General features: G+C 67.8%; 4 protein-coding genes. 2 read left to right on the top strand and 2 right to left on the bottom strand.

The window, feature by feature from the left end; all coding sequences use genetic code 11:
• On the top strand, window positions 1-1,513 hold a 1,513-nt coding region (locus tag DJ74_RS09920; protein ID WP_254922161.1), incomplete at its 5' end, for a Cdc6/Cdc18 family protein.
• Between the two features lie 100 nt (window positions 1,514-1,613).
• Here DJ74_RS09920 and DJ74_RS19185 read toward each other — a convergent pair.
• The gene (locus tag DJ74_RS19185; protein WP_176451336.1) at window positions 1,614-2,729 is read right to left on the bottom strand and encodes a S26 family signal peptidase; all 1,116 of its coding nucleotides are present in this window, start codon (window positions 2,727-2,729) and stop codon (window positions 1,614-1,616) included.
• Window positions 2,730-2,846: 117 nt separating this feature from the next.
• Here DJ74_RS19185 and DJ74_RS09910 point away from each other — a divergent pair, with 117 nt between their 5' ends.
• A complete protein-coding gene (locus DJ74_RS09910) occupies window positions 2,847-4,553 on the top strand; it encodes a DNA-directed DNA polymerase II small subunit (RefSeq protein WP_094527144.1) in 1,707 nt (568 codons plus the stop codon).
• Window positions 4,554-4,745: 192 nt separating this feature from the next.
• On the opposite strand, the gene DJ74_RS09905 is transcribed toward DJ74_RS09910, so the two are convergent.
• On the bottom strand, window positions 4,746-5,362 hold a 617-nt coding region (locus DJ74_RS09905; protein WP_141212695.1), incomplete at its 5' end, for a YigZ family protein.

Here is a 5,362-nt window from a genome sequence, read left to right as displayed (position 1 = left end):
CGATGTCGGCGTCGACGTCGATACCGACGTTCCCGGCGACACCGACGTCGATGTCGGCAGCGGCGGCCGCGACCGCTCTTCTCCCGACGTCGATTTCGATGGGGTCGTCCTCGACGACGACGACGACGACAATCAGGGCCTGTTCGACGACCTCCTCTCGGGGGAACCGATCTTCGAGAACAAGGAAGTGCTCCGTCCCTCCTACACCCCCCACGAGCTCCCGCACCGAAACGATCAGATCAATCGGATGGCGACGATCCTCGTCTCGGCGCTCCGGGGCGAGACGCCCTCGAATATCCTTATTTACGGAAAGACGGGGACCGGCAAGACGGCGTCGGCGAAGTTCGTCTCTCAGGAGCTCGAGTCGACCTCACAGAAGTACGACGTCCCCTGCGAGGTCGAGTACATCAACTGCGAGGTGACCGACACGCAGTACCGGGTCCTCGCCCAGCTCGCCAACACCTTCATCGAAAAGAACCAGCGGGTCATCGCGGACCGCCTCGAGAACCACCGAGAGCTCAGGTCCGAGGCGGCCGACGACCCTGCGGTGCTCGCCGGGACCGAGTTCGCGACCATCGACGCCCTCGACGCGCGGATCGATGAACTCGAAGCCGATGCCGACGAGATGGAGGAGGTCCCGATGACCGGGTGGCCGACCGACCGGGTCTACTCGACGTTCTTCGAGGCGGTCGACTACCACGAGCGTGTGGTCGTGATCATGCTCGACGAGATCGACAAGCTCGTCGAGAAGAGCGGCGACGACACCCTGTATAACCTCTCGCGGATGAACTCCGAGCTCGACCGCTCACGGATCTCCATCATGGGGATCTCCAACGACTTGAAGTTCACCGACTTCCTCGACCCCCGCGTCAAGTCCAGCCTCGGCGAGGAGGAGATCGTGTTCCCACCGTACGACGCGAACCAGCTCCGCGACATCCTTCAGCACCGCGCCGATATCGCGTTCAAACAGGAGGCGCTCACGGACGACGTGATCCCGCTCTGCGCCGCGTTCGCCGCCCAGGAGCACGGCGACGCCCGTCGAGCCCTCGACCTCCTTCGAACCGCGGGAGAGCTCGCCGAGCGTTCGCAGGCCGAGATCGTCGCGGAGAAACACGTCCGGCAGGCGCAGGACAAGATCGAACTCGACCGGGTCGTCGAGGTCGTCCGGACGCTCCCGACGCAGAGCAAGATCGTCCTCTTCGCCGTGATCCTCTTGGAGAAGAACGGCGTCCACAACATCAACACCGGCGAGGTGTTCAACATCTACAAGCGCCTGTGCGAGGAGATCGACGCGGACGTGCTCACGCAGCGCCGCGTCACCGACCTCATCAGCGAACTCGACATGCTCGGGATCGTCAACGCCGTCGTCGTCTCGAAGGGCCGCTACGGGCGCACGAAAGAGATGGGCCTCTCGGTCCCCGTCGAGGAGACCGAGGCGGTGCTGCTGTCCGATTCCCGCCTCGGCGACATCGAGAACGCGCAGCCGTTCGTTCAGGCGCGGTTCGACAACTGACTCGCGCTCCCGCTATCGGCAGCGTCACTCGACCCGACCGCGCGTTTAGTTCGGTCGTTCAGGTCTCGTTCGCTGGTCCGAATTTCGGTTCGATCTCTTCTCACGCAGACGCGCTCGCGATCGACCCTCCACCCGAAACGACGGGGTCACCGACCGCCACCCGCCCACCGACCGCATCGAACTCGGTACCCGTCCCGCGCTCGTCGACCGCGCCGGGCTCCGCCGCGGCGGTCGTCGCGACCACGTCGCTCAGCTCCGCCTGACCGCTCGCGATCAGCCGCACGTATCCGAGATACGGGACGCGCACCCGCGCGACCCCGGTCACCCACTCGGCCTTGACCGGCGCCGCGAGTCCGTTCGCTTGGTCGTACGCGGCGTTGTTGTCGCCGAGCGTGATGAACCCGTCGTGAGGGGCCGGGCAGTGGCGGAGTTCGGTGCACCCCGCCGCGCTGTGATACTCGTCGTCGGCCCGGTCGTACCAGTTCTCCCCCTCCTCGACGTGAAACATCGCCCGGTGGATGATCGGCGAGGCGGTCCGTCCCGGCGGCCGGTATATCACCACCGACCCGTACGACCCGAACGTCCGGTAGTCGACGGTTCGGCCGTCCTCGTACGTCACCACCCCGACGTCGTTGTCCGCCTCGTCCGGCGCGAGCCGTCCGGGTTCCGTGACGAACACGAGGTCGCCCACCTCCATGTTGGGCTCCATGCTGCCGGACTCGACGGCCACCATCGGGGGCCACACGCCGCTGACTCCGAACAGGATCAACCCGATCACCAGCACGATCGCCACGCTGGAGAGCATCTCTCGAATCCACATCAGGACGCCTTCCCTGTCGTGCCGGAACCGATGGAGGAGGCTTTCCGTCTCGTTCCGTTCCGACCCGCCGCGACCTCGCTCCGCTCTCTCCTCGCGGTCCTCGATCCCGGGAAAATCGTGCCGTTCGGTCGACTCGTCTCGCTCGGACGCGTCGATCGGACCGGTCGTATCCGCCGGATCAGTCGGGTCAGACGCCTCGGCCGAATCGGTCGATTCGGACGGATCGACGGGATCAGTCGGATCGGACGAGTCGGCCGGATCGGCCGGGTCTCCCGAGTGGGCCGGACCGTCCGATTCCGGCTCGTCGCGCGGCCCTCGTTCCTCTCCGTCGTCGTCCGACGCTGCCCTTCGCTCGGCCGGATCGCCGTCGGTTCCCGGCCGATCCCCTTCGTCCATTACGTCCGGCTTGTCGGGTTTCGGTGATAAGCTTCCGGGTCACGGCTCTCGTCGGGTCGCGGGACGGCGGACCCGTCCTCCGGAACCGTTTTGAGTCGCACCCCCCTCTCGACTGTCGTGCCGCTGGAGTCGAACGCCCGGATCGTCAAGGAGCTCGCCAGACGGGGCTACAACGCGGAGCGAGAGGCGGTCACCCTCCTGGCGAGCGCTCCCGACTCCGCAGCCGCCCTCGAATCGGCCGTCGACCGCGCACCCGACGACGCCCTCCGGATCACCGCCGACCACGTCCGCACGGCGGTCGGTTCCGACGACGTCGCCGATTCCGAGATCACGACCGGCGCCGATGCTGACCCTGGCGCCAACGCCGCCCCAGGCGCCAACGCTGACCCTGGCGCCAACGCTGACTCCGGCGCCGCCGCTGACCGTCACGCCGACGCTGACCGTCACGCCGCCGCTGACCCTGGCGCCGACGCTGACCGTCACGCCGACTCCGGAGCCCCGACCGGCTCGAACCCTGACTCAGCCCTTGATACGGGCCGATCTCCAGTCGAAACGGAGGGGTCCGGGGATGACGTTCGCACCGATTCGACCGACGGGCGCTCCGACCGCGACGCGGACCGCAGAGAGCTGGAGGTCGGCAACGACATGACGGGACGGAGCACCGGTACCGGCGAGTACGCCGACTTCGTCCGGACGTTTCGCGACCGGTACGAGCGTCTCTCGAAGGTCCTTCGGGGTCGCGTCAACCACCGGCCCGCCGAGGCGATCGCGGACATGCCCGGCGGCAGCGACGCCGCGATGATCGGGCTCGTCAACGATATCCGCTCGACGAAGTCCGGCCACTGGCTCGTCGAACTGGAGGACACCACCGGGACGTTCCCCGCGCTGGTGATGAAAGACAAGGGGCTCGCCGACGTCGTCGACGAGATCCTGATGGACGAGTGCGTCGCCGTCGAGGGGACGCTCGCTGACGACTCCGGAATCTTATTCGCCGACTCGCTGCACTTCCCGGACGTTCCCCGTACCCACAGAACCGGGGCGGCCGACCGCCACGTCCAGGCCGCGCTGATCTCCGACGTCCACGTCGGCAGCGACGAGTTCATGGCCGACGCGTGGCACCGCTTCACCGACTGGCTCCACACGCCCGAGGCCGAGCCGGTCGAGTACATCCTCCTCGCCGGCGACATGGTCGAGGGGGTCGGCGTCTATCCCGATCAGGACGAGGAGCTGGAGATCGTCGACATCTACGATCAGTACGAGGCGTTCTCGGAGCACCTCAAGGAGGTGCCGGCGGACACCGAGGTCGTGATGATCCCGGGGAACCACGACGCGGTCAGGCTCGCCGAGCCCCAGCCCGGGTTCAACGACGAGATCCGCGACATCATGGACGTCCACGACGCGCAGATCGTCTCGAACCCGGCCACCGTCAGCGTCGAAGGCGTCGACGTACTGATGTACCACGGCGTCTCGCTCGACGAGGTGATCGCGGAGCTCCCCGAGGAGAAGGCGAGCTACGACGAGCCGCACAAGGCGATGTACCAACTGCTGAAGAAGCGCCACGTCGCCCCGCAGTTCGGCGGCCACACCCGCGTCGCCCCGGAGGAGCGCGACTACCTCGTCATCGAGAACGTCCCCGACGTGTTCCACACCGGGCACGTCCACAAGCTCGGCTGGGGGAAGTACCACAACGTCCTCGCCGTCAACTCCGGCTGTTGGCAGGCCCAGACCGACTTTCAGAAGTCCGTCAACATCGACCCCGACGCGGGGTACGCCCCCATCCTCGACCTCGACACGCTGGAGATGACCGTTCGAAAGTTCTCGTAGCCGTCGCTGCCTCCGTATCGGGTCCGACCGGTCCGACGGCTGAAGTCGGATACCGCCGCCACACCCGCCCGTGACGTGACCGTCGCCCGCGGCGCACTGGGCGGGAGCGCGACGCACCGCCGCGGGGCCGTTCCGTTTCGACTCCGTCGCCCGTTCGCCATTCGAACCCTCCTCGCCCGCCGACTCCGCGGTCTACCGGTCGATCTCGACCCGACCGCTCGTCGCGCTGTTGAGCCGTTCGACCAGTTCGTCGACCTCGGCCACCGGAACGCGGAGATCGAACCGCACGCGCTCTTCGTAGTCGGCGTCGAACGCGACGCCGGAGGACTCGATCACGCCCCGAACGGTCCCCGAGTCGTCGTACCCCGTCTCCACGACCAGCCGCCGGTGCGGCCGCTCCTCGACGACCCCGGCCGCGTCGACGCCTTCCTTCACCGCCCGCGAGTAGGCTCGCGCGAGCCCCCCGACCCCGAGGTTCGTCCCGCCGTAGTAGCGAGTCACCACGGCGACGACGTTGCGGATCTCGCGCTGCTGGAGCACGTTGAGCGCCGGCTTCCCGGCCGACCCGGAGGGCTCCCCGTCGTCGGAGGAGTACTCCCGGAGCATGGGCTCGCGCCCGGGCGTCCGCTCGGACGCCTCGCCCGCGGGCACCCGGTACGCCGGCACGTTGTGGGTCGCGTCGCCGTACTCCGCTCCGACGCGCTCGATGAACTCCTCGGCCTCCTCGACCGTGTCCACCGGGGCGACGTGGCCGAGGAACTCCGAGCCCCGGACCTCGAACGTCGCCGTCGCGGGCTCCGCGACGGCGA

It is taken from the genome of Halorubrum sp. Ea8 (assembly GCF_002252925.1).
Classification (GTDB): domain Archaea; phylum Halobacteriota; class Halobacteria; order Halobacteriales; family Haloferacaceae; genus Halorubrum.
The sequence above is the reverse complement of the archived record's forward strand: the minus strand, read 5'-3'. Positions and strand labels throughout refer to the sequence as shown.